The sequence below is a fragment of the Peptoniphilus rachelemmaiella genome, from assembly GCF_943169845.1.
In the GTDB taxonomy this organism is placed as follows: Bacteria; Bacillota; Clostridia; order Tissierellales; family Peptoniphilaceae; genus Aedoeadaptatus; species Aedoeadaptatus rachelemmaiella.
In genome coordinates this window covers 1-18,123 of record NZ_CALPBW010000026.1, presented here as the reverse complement: position 1 = coordinate 18,123, position 18,123 = coordinate 1, and the positions used below count along the sequence as shown (strand labels likewise).

At 36.0% G+C, this 18,123-nt stretch carries 18 protein-coding genes and 6 pseudogenes; 17 read left to right on the top strand and 7 right to left on the bottom strand.

The window, feature by feature from the left end; genetic code table 11:
• Positions 1 to 182: hypothetical protein (locus KO087_RS08885; protein WP_215508882.1), on the bottom strand; the 182-nt coding region annotated here is incomplete at its 3' end.
• Positions 183 to 504: 322 nt separating this feature from the next.
• Between KO087_RS08885 and KO087_RS08880 the strand changes: the two are divergent.
• The 7 genes and pseudogenes from KO087_RS08880 to KO087_RS08850 all read left to right on the top strand — a co-directional run.
• Positions 505 to 810: pseudogene (locus KO087_RS08880) on the top strand (23S rRNA (uracil(1939)-C(5))-methyltransferase RlmD); the annotation flags it as partial.
• 303 nt (positions 811 to 1,113) lie between these two features.
• Positions 1,114 to 1,281 (top strand): annotated as a pseudogene (locus KO087_RS08875) (conjugal transfer protein); the annotation flags it as partial.
• 29 nt (positions 1,282 to 1,310) lie between these two features.
• Positions 1,311 to 1,928 carry a DNA alkylation repair protein gene (locus KO087_RS08870; RefSeq protein WP_215508881.1) on the top strand — a complete coding sequence of 206 codons (618 nt, stop codon included), beginning with the start codon at positions 1,311 to 1,313 and terminating at the stop codon, positions 1,926 to 1,928.
• 221 nt (positions 1,929 to 2,149) lie between these two features.
• Positions 2,150 to 2,494, top strand: coding sequence for a single-stranded DNA-binding protein (locus tag KO087_RS08865; RefSeq protein WP_215508880.1), 345 nt, complete (start codon positions 2,150 to 2,152; stop codon positions 2,492 to 2,494).
• Positions 2,461 to 2,619 (top strand): Maff2 family mobile element protein, encoded by a 159-nt coding sequence (locus tag KO087_RS08860; protein ID WP_004825242.1) that lies wholly within the window; start codon positions 2,461 to 2,463, stop codon positions 2,617 to 2,619. The genes KO087_RS08865 and KO087_RS08860 overlap by 34 nt, the downstream gene beginning before the upstream one ends.
• Positions 2,620 to 2,736: 117 nt before the next feature.
• A complete protein-coding gene (locus KO087_RS08855) occupies positions 2,737 to 2,955 on the top strand; it encodes a helix-turn-helix domain-containing protein (RefSeq protein WP_002839984.1) in 219 nt (72 codons plus the stop codon).
• A gap of 352 nt (positions 2,956 to 3,307) precedes the next feature.
• Positions 3,308 to 3,802, top strand: coding sequence for a hypothetical protein (locus KO087_RS08850; RefSeq protein WP_034440403.1), 495 nt, complete (start codon positions 3,308 to 3,310; stop codon positions 3,800 to 3,802).
• 452 nt (positions 3,803 to 4,254) lie between these two features.
• On the opposite strand, the gene KO087_RS08845 is transcribed toward KO087_RS08850, so the two are convergent.
• Positions 4,255 to 4,644, bottom strand: a complete 390-nt coding sequence (locus KO087_RS08845; protein ID WP_215508879.1) for a pyridoxamine 5'-phosphate oxidase family protein — start codon at positions 4,642 to 4,644, stop codon at positions 4,255 to 4,257.
• Between the two features lie 140 nt (positions 4,645 to 4,784).
• Between KO087_RS08845 and KO087_RS09580 the strand changes: the two are divergent.
• From KO087_RS09580 to KO087_RS08830, 4 genes and pseudogenes are all read left to right on the top strand, one after another.
• A pseudogene (locus KO087_RS09580) lies at positions 4,785 to 5,000 on the top strand (hypothetical protein); the annotation flags it as partial.
• A gap of 101 nt (positions 5,001 to 5,101) precedes the next feature.
• A complete protein-coding gene (locus KO087_RS08840; protein ID WP_251375007.1) occupies positions 5,102 to 5,785 on the top strand; it encodes an ABC transporter ATP-binding protein in 684 nt (227 codons plus the stop codon).
• The gene (locus KO087_RS08835) at positions 5,785 to 7,494 is read left to right on the top strand and encodes an ABC transporter ATP-binding protein (RefSeq protein ID WP_012993135.1); all 1,710 of its coding nucleotides are present in this window, start codon (positions 5,785 to 5,787) and stop codon (positions 7,492 to 7,494) included. The genes KO087_RS08840 and KO087_RS08835 overlap by 1 nt, the downstream gene beginning before the upstream one ends.
• A gap of 11 nt (positions 7,495 to 7,505) precedes the next feature.
• Positions 7,506 to 7,877, top strand: a complete 372-nt coding sequence (locus tag KO087_RS08830; protein WP_215508878.1) for a metal-dependent transcriptional regulator — start codon at positions 7,506 to 7,508, stop codon at positions 7,875 to 7,877.
• A 150-nt stretch (positions 7,878 to 8,027) separates the two neighbouring features.
• Here the strand turns inward: KO087_RS08830 and KO087_RS08825 are convergent.
• From KO087_RS08825 to KO087_RS08810, 5 genes and pseudogenes are all read right to left on the bottom strand, one after another.
• Positions 8,028 to 9,156 (bottom strand): annotated as a pseudogene (locus tag KO087_RS08825) (IS3 family transposase).
• An 86-nt stretch (positions 9,157 to 9,242) separates the two neighbouring features.
• A pseudogene (locus KO087_RS08820) lies at positions 9,243 to 9,770 on the bottom strand (IS3 family transposase); the annotation flags it as partial.
• A 100-nt stretch (positions 9,771 to 9,870) separates the two neighbouring features.
• Positions 9,871 to 10,020 (bottom strand): helix-turn-helix domain-containing protein, encoded by a 150-nt coding sequence (locus KO087_RS09660; protein ID WP_023055122.1) that lies wholly within the window; start codon positions 10,018 to 10,020, stop codon positions 9,871 to 9,873.
• 9 nt (positions 10,021 to 10,029) lie between these two features.
• Entirely contained in the window at positions 10,030 to 10,275 is a 246-nt protein-coding gene (locus KO087_RS08815; RefSeq protein WP_215508877.1) for a hypothetical protein, read from the bottom strand.
• On the bottom strand, positions 10,232 to 10,672 hold the full coding sequence (locus KO087_RS08810) for a hypothetical protein (RefSeq protein WP_251375004.1): 441 nt from the start codon (positions 10,670 to 10,672) through the stop codon (positions 10,232 to 10,234). The genes KO087_RS08815 and KO087_RS08810 overlap by 44 nt, the downstream gene beginning before the upstream one ends.
• 327 nt (positions 10,673 to 10,999) lie before the next feature.
• Here KO087_RS08810 and KO087_RS08805 point away from each other — a divergent pair, with 327 nt between their 5' ends.
• The 6 genes and pseudogenes from KO087_RS08805 to KO087_RS08775 all read left to right on the top strand — a co-directional run bounded on the left by KO087_RS08805 (position 11,000) and on the right by KO087_RS08775 (position 17,933).
• Entirely contained in the window at positions 11,000 to 11,605 is a 606-nt protein-coding gene (locus KO087_RS08805; RefSeq protein WP_215508876.1) for a TetR/AcrR family transcriptional regulator, read from the top strand.
• A 50-nt stretch (positions 11,606 to 11,655) separates the two neighbouring features.
• On the top strand, positions 11,656 to 13,566 hold the full coding sequence (locus KO087_RS08800) for an ABC transporter ATP-binding protein (protein ID WP_215508875.1): 1,911 nt from the start codon (positions 11,656 to 11,658) through the stop codon (positions 13,564 to 13,566).
• Between the two features lie 3 nt (positions 13,567 to 13,569).
• Positions 13,570 to 15,306 carry an ABC transporter ATP-binding protein gene (locus tag KO087_RS08795; protein WP_215508874.1) on the top strand — a complete coding sequence of 579 codons (1,737 nt, stop codon included), beginning with the start codon at positions 13,570 to 13,572 and terminating at the stop codon, positions 15,304 to 15,306.
• Positions 15,307 to 15,974: 668 nt separating this feature from the next.
• Positions 15,975 to 16,136: a hypothetical protein gene (locus tag KO087_RS08790; protein ID WP_215508873.1), complete on the top strand. Its 162-nt coding sequence runs from the start codon at positions 15,975 to 15,977 to the stop codon at positions 16,134 to 16,136.
• 97 nt (positions 16,137 to 16,233) lie between these two features.
• Positions 16,234 to 17,244, top strand: a pseudogene (locus tag KO087_RS09575) (recombinase family protein); the annotation flags it as partial.
• A 449-nt stretch (positions 17,245 to 17,693) separates the two neighbouring features.
• Positions 17,694 to 17,933, top strand: a complete 240-nt coding sequence (locus tag KO087_RS08775; RefSeq protein ID WP_251375002.1) for a ketopantoate reductase family protein — start codon at positions 17,694 to 17,696, stop codon at positions 17,931 to 17,933.
• The last annotated feature ends 190 nt before the right edge of the window (positions 17,934 to 18,123 follow it).

Sequence of the window (18,123 nt, the reverse complement as noted above, 5' to 3'; positions counted from 1 at the left end):
TTGCAATCAATGGTAATCAGGCGTCTTTCTTCTGAAACACCGGTGACCTCGACATCTTGGATTCCTAAAAGTAATGTGGTAATATTGTTTTGCACTTGTTTGCCCCCCTTTATTATTTTGTGGTGATATAATTTTAGGTGATAGGGAAAACAAGTGCTATCTTTTTGCACAAAAATATCCATTAAGGAGGTTACTCCCCAATGGATATTATAGAGCCTAATATATTCCCACATACGAGGCTTTTGAAAATTTTTAAAATTTATTCATACTGACCACTCAAGCCACGTTGAAGCCCTAACCCTATTGGTACGAGATTCGCACAGCGAATCGAAGTAGCAATAGAGGTAGGTCAGCAGACATTTGCACCAAATCAAAGATTTGGGCAAATGGTTGCATCAGACCTACATTGATTCGCGTTTGCTCATCATGTTAGGTCTTGATCATGCCAAAAATCTCCAAGAGAAGCGCCCGCGAGGGTGATTCGATTGGCAAGATTCGACGGCTGAGGTCATTGCGCTTTTGTCCAAACTCGATGTCGATAAGCATATAAATATTGAAATTGAGCTGGATGAGCTTGATTTGACCAGTGCGGAGAGCAAAGCAACATATGCTCAAATCAAAGAATATGTTTGGAATAAATTTGAATTAAAAGTTTCGACATTATATATTGCACAGATAAAAAGGAAATGTGGAATAGAATTACGAGAACATTACAACAAGTCTAAAAAGGAGAAACAAATTATTCCACAGTGTACACCTGAAAAAGAAGAAGCCATCATGGATGCTTTGAGACACTTCAAAATGATTTAATAGAAAAGAATAACAGCATATGACTTTCTGCATTTATGACATTCCTACTTGGTATAGGAACAGCTATTATTCCTTTCTTGCAAGGTATCAATTAGAAAATAGGCTAAATATAAAGATTGATAGGATCATTTTTATATTTAAAGGAGCGTTGAAATGATTGATAAAAGCAACAAAAAATTTTAGGATAAATTTGCTAAGTTGTATGCCCCTTTTATGAAAAAAGATAAAGAGGTTTATGATAAAGTTTGTGAATATCTTAGTCCTCATTTGAATAAAGATATGGAGGTGCTTGAACTTGCTTATGGAGTAAGACCTTTCTTATCTGATAAATTTGATATTACGAAGCATAAGAATTACAAGTTATTGGAAGATTTTGATGAGAAGAATTTGTTTGACATTGAAAGATGCATTAAACGAAAAGGAAAAGTAAAACTGAATAGGCAGACTATAAATACAAGATTATATAAATAGATCTGAATTTAGTGAGGAGGATAGGATAATTGAAAGAATATATTTTGAATTTAGAAAAAGAATTCTCTTTGATAGAAAACGGCTTTAAAGAGCATGAAAAAAGAGCCTTTGCTGATTATAAATCTAATAATAATGAACATAGCAAAAAATTGGCATTTTTAGCTTATAAGTCCAATGTATATCAAGTTAGAATGTATGGTGTGTTTCTATTTGGATATTTATCATCATATGAAGAAATTTTAAGATTTATGAGAGATGAAGTTTCCAAAGATGACAATTGGAGAGTTCAGGAAGTATTGGCAAAGGCATTCGATGAATTTTGCAAGAAAATAGGATATGAAAAAGCACTCCCAATAATTGATGAATGGTTAGAAAATGAAAATCCGAATACGAGGAGAGCAGTAACAGAGGGATTAAGAATATGGACAAGTAGACCATATTTCAAAGAAAATCCGAATGAAGCTATTGAAAGATTGGTCAATTTAAAAGAAGATTCGAGTGAATATGTAAGAAAATCGGTTGGAAATGCTTTAAGAGATATTAGCAAAAAATTTCCAGAATTAATTAAAGCTGAACTCAATAGCTGGAAGTTGGAAAGTAAAGAAATAAATCAAGTGTATAAGTTAGCAAGTAAATTTATTGTATAACAAATTCAATTTATCTAATTAAAAAATTAAATGGAATTAGTACCTAAGGCGATAGAAATTAAAAACTCTATCGTCTTTTTTTATACTCAAAATTAGGAGGTTAAGATGGTAAGGATAAGAAGTCCCACTTAAAACAATTTAATATATAAGACATTTAGCGATTGAATTATAAGTTCAGTCGCTTTTTTAATTGAAATTTTTAGATTAAGGAGAAGAAATTAATGGATAGAGAAATGATAAATATTAATGCAAATTTAGTTAAGGAAGCTGAATTTTCAGAATTTGAAAAAGATGGAGAAAGTGTTCAAGTAGCAAATTTTGCTCTTGTAAAAAAATATGGAAAGGGCAAAGAATATACAAATTGCTCAGTATATGGAGAAAAGGTAGAAATTGTAAAAGAATTTGGAAAAGGAGATCTAATCCATGTCTTTGGATATTTCAAAGAAAACAAAAAAGGAGATAAGGTCTACAAGAACTTTATAGTTAAATCACTAAACAAAATAGAAAATAAGAAAGAAAACGAGGAGATAATATGGAATTTTTTACAGCTGGAGTTGGAGTTTTAAAGACACTTGTAACTGCAATTGGTGCAGGTTTAGGAGCATGGGGTGTTATCAACCTGATGGAAGGATATGGCAATGACAATCCTGGTGCTAAGTCTCAAGGTATTAAGCAATTTATGGCAAAATAAGGACGGAATAACACAACAAATTCTCTAAAACAAAACACTAAATCAATGTAAGATTGAATGAAATCAATATTTATGCTATAATTAAATAAATCTAATGAAGAGAAAAAGAGGGATATTATGGCACTTAACTATAAACCATTATGGATACAGTTAGCGAAAAAAGGATTAAAGAAAACAGATGTAATAGCTATGGCAGGACTAACAACAAATGTTATGGCACAAATGGGCAAGGATAAACCAATTACATTTAAGAATTTAGAAAGAATATGTAAGGCTCTATCTTGCACTCCTAATGATATTATTAGTTTTGAAGATGAATTTGAAAAAGAGATTTAAATTCTTATAGTTCTTTACACTTGATTTACAAGGGATCAAAGAAAATCTTTATATAGGGTGTTTTTATATCTTGTCAATGATTTTGTAAATATCTTTTAGATTGGAATCCAAAGTTTTGTGAGTAATTTATTTGAGAATTTACAAAACTTCTTAATACATGACCTGTATGTGTATAATGACATTGACAAGAAGACATCTGTGATTATAGATTTTAAATAACTATATAAATTGTAAAAAAGTATAGCACTAATACTAGCAAGAAAATTTATACGAATTTAGTTGACACAACTAAGAAAAATTGCTCCCATTTACGAAATGGTTTATACTTCAAGAGAGGAGGTGAACTAAATTGATGAAAACACTTGGTATGTTAACAATCATCTGCTTAACAGCATCAATTATGATGGTGAATTTTATACTTATTATACCGAAATTTGGCTCGAAGCATTTCGGCGCACCTGATGATATCAAAGTTATGATGAGTAAGTTGCCAGATAAACCGATTTGGGTCAATATAATCGGCGGACTTATCATGATACTTGGATTGCTAGCCATTGCAGCCGTTCTAGGCTGGGCAATTGTTGATACAGTAAAATTTAGTTTAACTTTTCAGCAAGCCTTTGTTAGATTTTTAATACTATTTGAAGGATATAAGCTTTTTGATATTATCTTTTTTGATTATCTCATGCTTACCAAGTTAAAATTGCCGACTAAAGTTTACCCAGAGACGGTTGGTGCTAAGGGGTATGATAATTTTGGATTTAATGGGAAAAGTCAGATTGCAAAAATTATAATCTTCTTTTTCGTGAGCCTAATTTTGGCATATTTACTGACCGTTTTGGTTTAACTAAAAATTCATAACTTGTAATGTTCAATTCAACTTCTTGGCTATTTGTTTTAAGGGGCTGTAGCTTAAAAAGAACCAATTATCAGAAATAGATATAAGCCATGAACAGTTATATGAAGATAGGTTAGAGGGAAATATAAGCGAAAGAAACTTCAATCTAATATGTGAGCATACCTAAAAAACAAGACAAGAACCATTACTATAGGAATGGCTAAATACTGACATAAAAAAATGTATCAACCTTTGCCCTTTTATCATGATTTAGGTTGATACACAAAATTATTTACAGACCCTCTAGAATATCAAACTCCATTTGATTTATTTATGCACGAACTTAGTTTGGCTTAGGTGTCGCAATATTATTTGCAATTCATCATTTATAAAAAAGTTTGGTACACAAGAAATAATCCGTGCACCAAACTTTTTTGTAGAATTATTAATAACTATGGGAATTAGGCTTCTAATAATTTTCCAGCTATTGGACCTGAATCAAGGGTATAGATCTTTTCTATATCTATGATTACAGCAGCCGCCTTTGGCATTACACCAGCCTTTTCCTTGGCTAGGTTCATATGCTCTTCGTCTGTATAAGATTTGGCTGCACCCACAATCCTAAAGCCCTTGTTGTCTTCTCTTTTAACAAAGGCGATAGCTATCTTGCCATTATTTTTAATATTGGCATGGTGCTTGCCATCTGTATTTTCGCAAAAGATGAGATGTTCATCATCAAGAACCCTCATAGTTCTTTTTGGCCCTATATTAGGATTACCATTCTCATCTACAGTTGCTATATAAGCAAGCTGTTCACCAATTAAGTCTTTTATTTCTTGAGTTAGTTTCATACATACACCTCATTGTATATTATTTACATTTATAGGATAGCACATCTGGGGGAAATTGTCAATAATGATTATCACTATTGACTGCAAAATAATAAACATAATTGAAATAATAAAAATTCAAGCAGTACTAAAGTAAAAAAGTCTTACGAATTGAAGGATATAAGCTTTTTGATATTATATTTTTTGATTATCTCATGCTTACCAAGTTAAAATTACCAACTAAAGTTTATCCACAGACGGTTGGAGCCAAGGGATATGATAATTTTGGGTTTAATGCGAAAAGTCAGATCACAAAAGTTATAATCTTCTTTTTCGTGATTCTAATTTTGGCATATTTACTGACCGTTTTGGTTTAACTAGAAATTCATAACTTGTAATGTTCAATTCGACTTCTTGGCTATTTGTTTTAAGGGGCTGTAGCTTAAAAAGAACCAATTATCAGAAATAGATATAAGCAATGAACAGTTATATGAAAATAGCTCTGATTGGTGTTTCCGGTGCTGGTAAAAGCACAGTCATTGAGCTGATCTCCCGATTTTACGATGTGCAGGAAGGTCAGGTATTAATCGGCGGTATAAATGTAAAAAACATAAACTATGAAAAATTGCTTCAAAACATATCCATTGTATTTCAAAAGACGTTTTTGACCCGCGACAGTGTTTTGGAGAATATCCGTATGGGCAGTAACGCCACTCTGGAAGAAGTGAGGGCAGCCGCAAAAGAGGCACAGATTGACGATTTCATCATGTCTTTGCCAGATGGATATGATACGAAAGTAGGCAGTTTTGGCTCCCGTTTCTCTGGCGGAGAAAAACAAAGGATAGCGATTGCAAGAGCTATTTTTAAAAATGCTCCTATTCTGATATTAGATGAAGCCACAAGTGCAGCCGATCCCGAAAATCAGTTGGAAATAGATCGGGCAATTGAGAATCTTTGCAAAGGGAAAACCGTTTTGATTGTCGCACATCGTTTGGGTGCAGTTAAAATGTGTGATAAAGTGGCAATTGTCGAAAATCACACGATAACCGATGCAGGCACCCATGAAGAAGTCCTTTCCAGAAATAATTATTATAGAAAGGCATGGAGCGATTACAATGCTTCAAGAAAAATCGTCTATGGCGGGAAAGGAGATGAAGCATAATGAAAGAAACAGGGCCATTACATAAAAATATCCACTTTAATATAGGCGTGATATTCACGGTTATTGAAGGTTTTCTTTCTGGATGCAGTTATATGACGATTTACCTAGTCATTCAGATCCTGCTCGGCAAGAAAACAACTACAACAGACATCTTAACGATCACAGGAATTCTGTGCGTAGTCTATGCTTTACGAGTGCTTATTTACAGTATAGGTTATACACAGAACCAGATCGGCGGGGCTGCCGTTTCAAAAAATCTTCGCCTTTTCCTTGGAGATAAATTTAAGAGGATTCCTCTCTTTCGCTTCACACATGGGCAGGTGGGGCAATATGTAAATACAATGACATGCGATGTAAATAGTTATGAACAAATATTGACACACAAGGTAAGTAACTTGACCAAAAATATTGCTCTGGCCGTTATGGTTATTGTATTTATCTGTTATTTGTATCTGCCCGCAGGAGGGATCCTTTTGCTTTCTACTTCCATGCTGATTCCTGAAATGTGGCTTTCTTTCCGAACGGTAAAAAAGTATGGAACCAGAAAAAATAAGGTTTCATCTGAAACAGTAAGCAGCATTGTGGAATATATAGAAGGTATTCAGACGTTTCGTGCATACGGCGTGGCTGGCACAAAAAATAAGGCAACCACAGAAGCAATGCAATTGTTCAGTCAGGTCAGCTTTGAATATGAAGCGCATGGTATTCCCATAAACTTTGCTTTTAACATTATTAACTGGCTTATGGTTCCTTTTATTATGTTTATTGGGATTTCTCCGTGGATGGCAGGAGAAATTCAGACGATTGATTTTCTGCTTTTATGTATGCTCCCTATGTTGCTGGCAAAGCTAATCGGGGCAATTTCAGTAGATTTGTTTAGCTACAAAAACCTTGTGATTTCAAAAAACAATATTTTAAAAGTAATCCATGAGCCAGAAGAAAACGGCAGTACAGAACCGTTCACAGTTAAGAATTATGAGATTGTTTTTGATAATGTGGACTTCTCCTATATTCCTGGCGAAGCAGTTTTGAAGGAAACTTCCTTTATAGTTCCAAATCAGAAATTGACTGCAATTGTTGGTGATTCCGGTTCCGGTAAATCCACCATCTTGAACCTGATCGCCAAATACTATGAGCCGACTGGCGGCGAAATCCGTATTGGCGGTAAGCCAATCAGTCATATATCCGCTGAGCGTGTGTTGGAACAAATTTCGATGGTAGATCAGGATGTATTTCTCTTTGATGATACCATTCGTGAGAATATCCGGCACGCCCGCCCCAATGCCACGGACGAGGAAATCGAGGCTGCCTGCCGGGAGGCTAATTGTGACGGCTTCATCCGCAAGATGGAAAAGGGATACGATACGCCGACCGGCGAAAACGGAAACCTTCTCTCGGGTGGTGAGCGTCAGCGAATTTCAATCGCCCGCGCTATCCTGAAAAACAGCCCGATCCTGCTTTTGGATGAAGCAACGGCGTCCCTTGACATCGAGAACGAACTGGCAGTAAAGCAGGCCATCGCCAATCTGCTGAAAGAGAAAAAGACTGTGGTAATGATTGCTCATACCCTTTCCATCGTCAAAAATGCAGATCAAATCCTTGTGGTATCTGGCGGAAAGATTGCTGAAGCCGGTACTCACGATGAATTGCTGGCTAAAGGCGGAAAGTATGCGGCCATGTGGAACGCCGAACAGAAATTATCTGCATAAGGGAGGTCTTAATGAAACTTCATGCGTCCGGGGAGGACTATCTGGAAACCATTCTTGTTCTTCAAAAGAAACTCGGTATGGTACGCTCCGTAGATGTGGCTCGGCACATGGAGGTGTCAAAGCCCAGTGTGTGCCATGCAGTAGCAACCCTGCGGGACGGTGGCTTTCTCACGATGGACAGCGACTATTTCCTGCACCTGACCGATGTAGGCCGGGCAGTTGCCGAAAAAATCTACGAGCGCCATTGCTTTTTCACTGAGCAGCTTATCGCAGCGGGCGTTGACCCTGAAACTGCGGAGGCCGACGCCTGCCGGATTGAACACATCATTAGCGACGAGAGCTTTTTGCGGCTGAAGGAGGCAGCTGCACAGGAGCAAGACTAAACTGTGGTATGTCAACACTTTTTAGGACAATTCAAAATCGAATAAATCATTAGACTGATTTCAAAACATTCTAAAATATATTCCTAAATAGTCAAGGGTTCGGCTACGCCAGAATCTTACGATTCGCCCTTGACTATTTCTCCATATATTTTATTTGTTTGTTGAAATCAGTTCTAATTCTCTGTATTTTCTCGGGCTCATGTATCCTAATGATCCATGTAGTCTTATGTTGTTGTACCAGTAGACATATTCTGCTAGTTCCTGTTGCAGCTGTTTTAGGTTTCTAAATTTTCTTTGGTATATGAATTCTGTTTTCATTGCTTTGTTTATTGTTTCTGCTACTGCATTGTCATACGGGCTTCCTTTTTTTGCTTAGGGATCTTTCTATTCCGAATGTTTTTAGGATTTCTTCTATTTTCTTGTTGTCATATTCTTTCCCTCTGTCTGTGTGGAATATTTTTATTTTGTTTAATGGTTCTTTTATGTTGTATATTGCTTCTTTTACTAGGTTTGCATCTTTCTTTGATCCTGCTGCATAGCCTATTATTTCTCTGTTGTGCAGGTCTATTATGGTACATATGTAGTTCCAGTTATTTCCTACTTTTACGTATGTTAGGTCACTTACTATTGCTTCTAGTTTTTCTCTTTCATTAAATTGTCTGTCTATTTTACTTTCGTTACTTACTGTTTTTTCTACTTTGTATTCTTTTACTGCATAGTTTGATACTAACTTATTTTCTCTCATTATTCTTGAGATTTTTCTTCTGGATACTTGGTATCCTTTATTTTCTAGTTCTACTTTTATTTTTCTTGTTCCGTAGTTGGTTTTTGCTTTTTCTAAATATTTCTTTTATTTCTTTTTCTATTTGCTCTTCTTGTTCTAGGGGCTTTTGTTCTTGTTCTTTTTCTTTGTCAAGGTGGTAGTATATGAGGCTTCTTGTTATTCCTAGTATTTTACACATTGCACTAATGCTATATTTTTCTCTGTTTGAGATTATGAACTTTATCTTTTCCCTAGCAGTAGTGCTGCTTGCTTTAAAATATCATTTTCCATTTCTAGTTGTTTTAGTTGTTTTCTTAGTCTTATTATTTCTTTTTCTTCTTCTGTTCTGTTGTCGTTTATGTCAAATGATTGTGTGTTGTTGTACCTTTTTACCCAGCCTCTTATTGTGGATGGGGCTATTTGATATTCTTCTCCTAGCTTGTTGTATGTATAGTTTCCTTGGTTGTATATTTCTACTATTTGCTTTTTAAAGTTTTCTTCGTAATGTTTTACCATTTCCTTGTCTCCTTTTCTTTGGGTTTTACTATTTTGTTTAGTATATCATGTTCGATTTTATTTTGTCCTATTTAGTGTAGCCTATCCATCTCGTTAACTAGTTTAGCGTCCGGAGAGACGCTGATTGACCATGCGCAAACCATACCGTCAAAGCAATCTACGATTGGAGACAGGTAGACTTTGCCGGCCGGTATGGCAAATTCTGTTATATCAGTAAGCCATTTGCTATTCGGTTGCTCTGCATGGAAGTCGCTCCGGATTAAATTAGGAACAGCCGGGGAAACCTCATCCTGATAGGAGTTGTACTTCCTCCGCCTTTTTACGGTAACTACAAGATTTTCTTCGCTCATGATACGGCGGACAACCTTATCTGAAACGGTAATGCCCTCACGCTGAAGCAAAGCATGAATGCGACGATAACCGTAACACTTTTGATTTTCGGCAAAGAGCTCTGCAATACGAACTCTTAAGCGAGTATACTTATTCGGCTTCTTGCGTGTTGCCTCTTGATAATAATAGCTGCTCCGAGAAAGATGCAGGATTGACAGCAATTGCGACAACGAGTAGCGGTTCTTTAAGGCGTCAACGATCGTTGTCTTTTCCCTGTTGTTCAGGTTTTCCGGTTGACGCCCGGGTCTTTTTTTATGACTTTGATCGTCTCCCTCAAGATATCTATCTCCATTTGCATTTCGAGCATTTGCTGTTTTAGCTCTACTATTTCATCCTTTGAGGCCTGGGGCCCTCTTCCGGTTCTCCTCTTGGTCTATCTTTTTCATTCATTAGTGCGGCTACTCCCTGTGATACATATAGTTTTCTCCATCTGTAGATTGATGTCCGACTATAACCGGTTTCCTCAGAAACCAATTGTACGTTTTAGCCCTTCATAAAACAACGCTCTAAAATTGCGAACTTGGTCTCTACAGAAGGATGCAAAGGATGCTCTTTAGAGTTGTTTATCCTTTTGCGCTCTGCTTTATCCTCAGGAGGATTTGAGCGTCCCCGGAGCCATTTATACATACCTTGCCGACTGGGATAGCCAAGCTTTTGTATGACTTTAGTAACTGATTGAAACTCATCATGCAGTTGCAATGCGGTTTCTCGTTGTTCTTTTGAATACATTTCCTGCTCCTTGATATCTTCTTTTGACTTTTTTACCTCTACGGGGTAAGTTTCTATTTGTCAGATTGAGGAAGTAACCTTTACTGATGTAGTTGTAGAGGGTTTTTGTACAAATCTCGGTTTCAAAAGAGAGTCCTTCGTTTTCGATCTTCATGATTACCACATCCGGTGAATACTTTTTCTCTATTATCCAGTATTCAACAAAATCATGGAAGAGCTGATCTTTACCTAACTTTAAAGAGGGACCTTTTGCCGTGGTATTGGAATCAATGAGATCTTGTGCTACATCGGCGCAATAGGAAGTGTATTCTTTCCACAGGATATCACGCTGCGTGATTTCGCCCCTTTTGAGCTCTCGGCTGATTGTTGAGCGATGAACGCCAAGCATTTCTGCCATCTTACTCTTTGATATTCTCTCCTTAGCAGGTTTCCTGTGATTCTCCATGACCATCCTTTCTAAGGTTTGACGATCTTGATAAGTTAAATGGCTTCCTTTTTCTCGAGTCGTGGTACAATATACTTAATCCATGGCTTCTACTTTGTGTTTTTGTGGGTAGTAACACTTTATCAGATTAGCCATGGATTATTTTATTTATTTGTTGCATTTCATATTACAAGTCACCATAAAGTGTATTCCGAAAAAGTTAGTTGACGCTAACTTAAAATAACGCTACAATAAAACTGACAGTTTTGTCAGTTTTGTTTACAAAGAGAGGTATATATTTTGGGAGGGAAAAAACAGAAAGTCAGTCAAATCAGAAAAAAAGAAATATTAGATGCAGCTAAAAAGGTTTTTTTAAGGAAGGGTTTTGCTGACACGGTAATGGAAGATATTATTGTTGAAACCTCGCTTTCTCGAGGAGGTGTGTATTACCATTACAAAAATAAAGTTGAAATATTACATGATTTAATGCGAGAAGGTATGGCTTATCGAGTCGATAAGATTAATGAAGTTCTGGCAGAGTATTCGGGAGAGTTAGATGCTAATGCTGTAGCACATATGATTGTCGATAAAGTACTTGATGAAAGTGAACTCATGAGCGTATATGCCATATATCTTCAGGCTACGAAAAACAATGATGACCTAAAGAATTTGTTCCCAATTTTGGTCGAAGAATCCTTAAAGGCTACATATATAGGAGTTAAAGTTGCAAAGAAAGATGGGTGTGAATATCTCACAAATGACTTTTTAATATTTTTTATGAATACAGTTATACTAGGTTGTGAAATCTTAGATGGGGCAAGGGATAGCTTTATAAATAATAGAGAGTTTTTTATAGAAATAATAAAGCTGTTTATTGATAGTTATGAAAAAGGTAAAATAAGGTAATTTTTTTAAACGAATAGTTAGTATAAGCTAACTGAAAAGGAGATGAGTTAATGAAGAAAAAAAATGATGAGTTGATTTGCTCTGCCTCGGACAGCAAGAAACTCAAGCAAAATAAAAATTTAATAAAAGAGGTAGAGAGTTTAAACTTGGATGTTCCTGATGAGATTATGCAGCGAATCGAAAGTGATGTAGAGCAAAGCGAAAAAAAACCTAAAATCAGTATGAGTGGTTTAAATAAAGCACTTATGAGTGTAGCACCTGAGTATAAGGGTAGGATGCGAATTTCTGTTATTTTTGCCTGCATTGGAGAGCTTTTTAGTTTTTCTACCTATTTTTTTAGTGCTTATGCAGCAGGATGGCTTATAAAAAATGCCGGGGGTAATCCGGTCGGCTTTCATGCGTTAATGAAATATGCTTTTTTTGCAATAGGATCACTGCTCCTTTACTTTATATTTTCAGGATTCAGCACAACCATTTCACATAAAACCTCTTTTTCCATACTTGCAAAACTTAGACGGACTTTGTTTGAAAAATTAAATGTTATTCCAATGGGGTACTTGGTGGATAATTCTGTAGGTAAAATAAAGGTAATTATTATGGATCGAGTAGCGGATATGGAAGACTGGGTAGCCCATTTGATGCCTGAACTACCTAGTAAGCTTTTGCATCCGATACTCTGCACAGTTATTTTGTTTTATTTAGATTGGCGTATAGGATTATCAATATTTGTGCCGCTACCAATTGTTTTTTTAGCGATGATTACAATGATGTATAAATACCGTAGTAGAATGGCGGTGTGGCTATCAAGTTATGCTAATGTTGCCGACAGAAGTGCGGAGTATGTTCGTGGAATCCCTGTAATCAAAGCATTTGCACAAGACAAAGTTTCGTATGGAAAGTTTGCAGATGCGGTAAAATTCTATCATTTTTCAACGATGAAATGGTGGAAGCAAAGTTGGTTTGGCAAAGCACTTATGACGGCTGCAATGATGACACCACAGATAGTGAGCTTACCTTTCGCTTTCTATTTATATGGGAACGGGCAAATAGGCATCGAAACATTGCTTTTATCACTTATTCTGCCAATTGCTATCCTTCCACAAGCTTTTGCAATCATGATGAGCTTTGAACTTTTTCAGATGGCTTCCAATACTTGGGTATCCATACAAGAATTGCTTGATATGCCTGCCCAAAAACGTCCTGATGCAGAAAATAAAGTTACTATAGATAGGGGCAAGGGAATAAAATTTGATAATGTAAGTTTTTCTTATCATGACGGAACTGAGGTATTGCATAATATTTCTTTTGAAACAAGCCCCGGAGAAGTGACTGCACTTGTCGGACCTTCAGGTGGCGGAAAATCTACAATTGCAAAGCTTTTGGCAGGCTTTTGGGATCAGTCATCGGGTAAAATTTCCATTGGTAATGTGGATACAAAGAATATTTCATTTAAGCAGCTTGCTGAAGAGATTTCTTTTGTTTCACAAGATAACTTTCTTTTTGATGTAAGCCTTAGAGATAATATTCGTCTTGGAAAGCCTAATGCATCCGAAGATGAAATTATTGCGGCAGCAAAAGCTGCTCATTGTCATGATTTTATTACGGCACTTCCTAATGGGTATGATACCAAAGCAGGAGAAGCAGGAGGAGCAATGTCAGGCGGTGAAAGACAACGGATAACCCTTGCAAGAGCAATTTTGAAACCTGCATCAACCATTATTTTGGATGAGGCGACAGCTTATGCCGATCCTGAAAATGAAGCTCTCATCCAAGAAGCAATATCGAATCTAGTAAAGGGGAAAAATCTTGTGATGGTTGCTCATAGGTTAAATACAATCAAGCAGGCACACCAAATAATTCTAATCGATAAAGGTCAAATTATAGCCAAGGGTAAACATGAAGAACTGATGGAAGAGCCACTTTATGCAAGCCTGTGGAAACAATATTTAGGGGAGGAATAAGACATGGAGTTTATAAGATTATCATTCAAACTGGCAGGACAGTATAAAAATCGTCTTAAGGCAGGAATGTTTCTTATTTTTCTGCAAAATGCTTCAATGCTGTTTGGATTTTTCGCTCTCTTTCTTGCATTCGGTTGGATGAATGAAACTACAAGGGAGCATATTTGGACAATTTTCGGAGTGCTTTTTGCTTCCTTTCTTTTTAATTTTTTGACAGGCTGGGCGAAAAGTGGTCTTAGTGACGGTGTTTTCTTTGGCATTTTCAAGGACTACAGACTTGCAGTTGGCGAAAAACTTAAAAAGGCGCCTATGGGATATTTTGCAGAACAAAGCCTATCAAGAATTATGGCGGCATTTACCAATGTTATGAAGAGTCTTGAAAATTACTCTGCAATGAGTATCGACTTTGCTGTTTCAGGCATTTCAATATCCTTTTTTCTGTTGGTTGGGATGTTCGGTGTAAATACTAAAATTGGATTTTTAACTTTAATTTGTTTAATTCTTATTTGGTTATGCATGTCTCTTATGATTAATCAAGCAAAAAAAGAGGTTGCACGTGAGCATGCAGCTATTACAAAGGTGGGTGATGCGTTAGTTGATAGCATTAGCGGGATTCCTGTGCTTCGCAGTTTTCCGTTTGCAGATGAAGGTGTTGTTGAAGAAATACATTCTAAATTGGAAAATGCTTCTGAAGAACTTAGACTCTCTCAAGTACATTTTGAAATCGTCTTTGTTATTTATGCAAGAATTTTTTCTACTGTTATTAATCTTTCGAGTCTACTTGTTACATTATTTTCTTGTTATCTTTATACGAAAGGGGAAGTTTTATTACCACAAGCGCTTACTGTTTCAGCTGCCGGCTTTATGATTTTCGGCGGTTTAAAACAACTTGAAAATGCAGCCATCCTCATGGTTAAAAATCCTGCCAATATGCAATATTTGGATGAGGTTTTAGATATTCCTGAAATAAGTGACGGGACTTTGGAAGTTATGGAAAATCAGGATATCGTCTTTGATAAGGTGAGCTTTAGTTACGACAAAGGGAAGCCTGTTTTAAAAGACCTTTCATTTACTATTCCACAAGGGTCAAAGACAGCTATCGTAGGACCGTCAGGATCCGGAAAAACGACAATAATCAATTTGATCTCTCGTTTTTATGATGTTGACAGTGGTGAAATAAGATTAGGAAATAGGGATATACGAGATTATAAAGTAGAAAGTTTACTGAAAAATCTTTCACTTGTTTTCCAAAATGTTTATCTTTTTCAAGATACTATAGAGAATAATATTCGCTTTGCAAATCCTAAGGCAAGTCATGAAGAAGTAGTGGAAGCTGCTAAAAAGGCTCGTTGCCATAATTTTATTATGGAACTTCCCGATGGCTATAACACCATGGTAGGTGAGGGTGGCAGTTCTCTTTCCGGTGGTGAAAAACAACGAATTTCTATTGCTAGAGCATTACTTAAAAATGCACCTATTATTCTTTTAGATGAAGCGACCAGCTCCGTTGATCCTGAAAATGAATATGAGATTTTGGCCGCGGTTGAGGAATTGTCCAAAGGACACACTGTAGTTTCGATAGCTCACAGACTTTCAACTGTGAAAAAAGCCGATCAGATACTAGTGATTGATGACGGTAAATTGGTTCAAGAAGGCAAACATAACGATTTGATAAATAGAGAAGGAATTTATTCAGCATTTATCAAGGCAAGAGAGCGAGCTGCAAGCTGGAGATTGTAAAAAAAGTAAACGATTAAAAGCAACCGACATTTAAGAATTAAAAAGCTTTGTAAAGCACATATAGACAATTTTTGAAGCGATTAAGAATAAAATAACTTAGTCGCTTTTATATCGTGATTTTTAAATTATAAAAAACAAAATTAATGGAAAACCGAAAAATTTTATCAAATAAATTAAAAAATTCGGTAACCAAGGGGGGTCAATCTGTCCTTATGTAAAGTGAAGGGAAGTTTGACTTCCTGTATTTTATTGATGATAGTGAAGATTGCCTATTTCAAATGAAAAGAATACAAAGAAAAGTCCCTTTCAAATAATTGTTCCTTGACAACTGAGTAGACCAAAGGTAGGACTTTATCTACTTGTGGAGGATTATAACTTACGCCATGACCTTTCTGCTGAAAGAAATTTTGGTTTTATGAATACTGAGAAATCAAGGAAACAAGAAAGCGAGCGATAAATAAGAATACATAAAAACAGATGTGGCAACCTGTTCGATGAAACAAGTAGTAATAATGAGACTTCAATAGTTTAAGCCGGCTCGTCTGGAATAAGAGGCGGAGGTGAGATTCCTATGTTGCTGCCAAGCACCTACCAAAGTCGTTAAACTTGAAATATAGAAGAAAACATATTTTGATTATAGAAAGTTTGTAAAGGAAGAAGGGATATCTGTGGATAGTGAATGGAATGGACTGGCTGATTTAATTGCAAATCTGATTACAAAATATGCTGGTGTTTTAGATTTAGATAATCTGCCCGATCCAACGCCAGTAAAAAATCAAGAGATGAAAAATAGTTTTGACATGGCAAAAACACAAATTGAGACGGACTAATAAAAGCGTTATAATATACTTGAAATGATAGTCCAAACTTAAATTCAAAAATCCTAAACTACATATGATATAGAAAAGTTATATTGAGGTTAATGCTATGTCAAAAGAAAAAATAAAAGTATACCTCTATACACGAGTATCTACGTCAATACAGATAGAGGGGTATTCGTTAGAGGCACAAAAATCACGAATGATGGCCTTTGCTATTTACAACGATTACGAAATTGTCGGAGAGTATGAAGATGCCGGAAAGTCTGGCAAATCTATTGAAGGTAGAATACAGTTCAATTGAATGATGGAAGATATAAAATCCGGAAAAGATGGAGTGTTTTTTGTTCTTGTGTTTAAGTTATCAAGATTTGCAAGAAATGCCGCTGATGTTCTGTCTACACTTCAGATAATGCAGGATTATGGAGTTAATCTTATCTGCGTTGAAGATGGCATTGATTCATCTAAAGATGCCGGGAAACTAATGATTTCTGTTTTATCAGCTGTGGCTGAAATAGAAAGAGAAAACATCCATATTCAAACAATGGAAGGTCGCATTAAAAAAGCAAGGGAAGGAAAATGGAATGGTGGCTTTGCTCCATATGGATATAGACTTGAAGATGGCAAGCTGTTTATAAATGAGGAAGAGGCAGTTGCCATAAGAACGATTTTCGACCAGTATGTAAATACTACGATAGGAGCCAATGGGCTATCTAAATACTTAGAGAATCATGGAATTAGAAAATTCCCAAGATAGAATGGTAAGAATCCTTTGTTTGATGCAGGTCTTATAAGAAAGATATTAAAGAATCCTGTATATAATGGGAAAATAGCATTCGGAAGAAGAACTTTAGAAAAAATTCATGGTACAAGAAATGAATATAAGCAGGTTGAACAAGGTGAATATCTAATATCTGAAGGGATACATGAAGCTATAGTTTCCGATGAAGTTTGGCAAACTGCTCAGGTTAAGCTAAAATCTCAAGCAAAGAAATATGAGCATGTGAATAAAGGAAAAGATACACGCACGCACTTGCTTTCTGGAATTGTAAAATGCCCGATATGTGGAGTGGGAATGTTTGGAAACAAGTGTATCAAGAAAAAGAAAGATGACAAAAAAAGAGAAAAACATAAATCTCATTCTAACAATTATAATTTGCGGGATTTGTTTCATATATTCAGCAGCAAGTCTTTTCCATACTGGAATTTCAGGTTTTTGGAATCTTTTTTGGATGGGCTATATTCAGTGGAGCATATTAAACTTAGGAGATTTCTTTTTGTTGGATTGTCTGTTGTTCCAAGGGAAATATAAGGATAAAATCGTCATTCAGGGGACAGAGGGACATCCGGATTATGAATTCAGTAACTGGATGAGGCATTTGGCAATCATGGAACATTTTGTAGTTACTCCGTTTTTAATTATACCGTTTGTAGCGGCGGTTCAGGCTTTGATTGTTGGAATATTATAAAGGTGAATTTTCGGGTCATTTATCTAAATGGATAGTGAGCTTTTGTTTGGATACGTAAAATACATCGAAATTTAGGAAGAAACATAAAAGGACCGTTAAGATGAGAGTATTGATTTATGGTGCAGGAGTGATAGGAAGTCTTTATGCGGCTTTGATTTCTGAAGCGGGAGCAGATGTATCCTTATATGCTCGTGGAAATCGTTTGAAAGAATTACAGATGTATGGGCTAAGGTATAAAAAAAATAATGAGATTCGGACTGCCAAAGTATCCGTTTTATCTCGACTGCTGCCGTTGGACAGTTATGATTTTATAGGCTCTATAATATCCGTTGGGGAGTAACCTCCTCAATGGATATTTTTATGCAAAAAGATAGCACTTGTTTTCCCTATCACCTAAAATTATATCACCACAAAATAATAAAGGGGGGCAAACAAGTGCAAAACAATATTACCACATTACTTTTAGGAATCCAAGATGTCGAGGTCACCGGTGTTTCAGAAGAAAGACGCCTGATTACCATTGATTGCAA

Coding starts and splice junctions, on each gene's coding strand:
- KO087_RS08865 (WP_215508880.1), top strand. CDS start 2,150: ATGGATAGAGAAATGATAAATATTAATGCAAATTTAGTTAAGGAAGCT.
- KO087_RS08860 (WP_004825242.1), top strand. CDS start 2,461: ATGGAATTTTTTACAGCTGGAGTTGGAGTTTTAAAGACACTTGTAACT.
- KO087_RS08855 (WP_002839984.1), top strand. CDS start 2,737: ATGGCACTTAACTATAAACCATTATGGATACAGTTAGCGAAAAAAGGA.
- KO087_RS08850 (WP_034440403.1), top strand. CDS start 3,308: ATGAAAACACTTGGTATGTTAACAATCATCTGCTTAACAGCATCAATT.
- KO087_RS08845 (WP_215508879.1), bottom strand. CDS start 4,644: ATGAAACTAACTCAAGAAATAAAAGACTTAATTGGTGAACAGCTTGCT.
- KO087_RS08840 (WP_251375007.1), top strand. CDS start 5,102: ATGAACAGTTATATGAAAATAGCTCTGATTGGTGTTTCCGGTGCTGGT.
- KO087_RS08835 (WP_012993135.1), top strand. CDS start 5,785: ATGAAAGAAACAGGGCCATTACATAAAAATATCCACTTTAATATAGGC.
- KO087_RS08830 (WP_215508878.1), top strand. CDS start 7,506: ATGAAACTTCATGCGTCCGGGGAGGACTATCTGGAAACCATTCTTGTT.
- KO087_RS08815 (WP_215508877.1), bottom strand. CDS start 10,275: ATGTATTCAAAAGAACAACGAGAAACCGCATTGCAACTGCATGATGAG.
- KO087_RS08810 (WP_251375004.1), bottom strand. CDS start 10,672: ATGGCAGAAATGCTTGGCGTTCATCGCTCAACAATCAGCCGAGAGCTC.
- KO087_RS08800 (WP_215508875.1), top strand. CDS start 11,656: ATGAAGAAAAAAAATGATGAGTTGATTTGCTCTGCCTCGGACAGCAAG.
- KO087_RS08795 (WP_215508874.1), top strand. CDS start 13,570: ATGGAGTTTATAAGATTATCATTCAAACTGGCAGGACAGTATAAAAAT.
- KO087_RS08775 (WP_251375002.1), top strand. CDS start 17,694: ATGAGAGTATTGATTTATGGTGCAGGAGTGATAGGAAGTCTTTATGCG.